Source organism: Myroides injenensis M09-0166 (assembly GCF_000246945.1).
Lineage (GTDB): Bacteria > Bacteroidota > Bacteroidia > Flavobacteriales > Flavobacteriaceae > Flavobacterium > Flavobacterium injenense.
The window spans coordinates 1-355 of the sequence record NZ_BAEX01000192.1; the positions used below are offsets into that span (position 1 = coordinate 1).

General features: G+C 35.2%; 1 protein-coding gene. It reads left to right on the top strand.

Going from position 1 to position 355, the window contains the following annotated elements:
* The coding region (locus RH98_RS15100; protein ID WP_010258150.1) for a transposase at positions 1-355 on the top strand (355 nt) is incomplete at both ends.

Genomic DNA, 355 nt, shown 5'->3' on the forward strand with positions numbered 1-355 from the left:
ATACTGACTTCTAAAGCAGGCAAAGGTAAAAACAAGACCATTGTAGCAATAGTTAAAGGAACAAAATCTGATACTGTAATAAAGCATCTATCTAAACTACCTAAGAGGCTTAGAGATAAAGTTACTGAGATTACTTTAGATATGGCGGGAGCTATGAAACAAATCGCTAAGAAATGCTTCTCTAAGGCAGTACAAGTCATCGATCGTTTTCATGTACAAAAGCTTGTAGGTGATGCATTACAAGATATTAGAATAAAATATAGATGGGAAGAACTTGATGCCGAGAACACTGCTATTTTAAAGGCTAAAAGAGAAGGCTCTGTGTATAGTCCTGAAATACTTCCTAATGGAGATA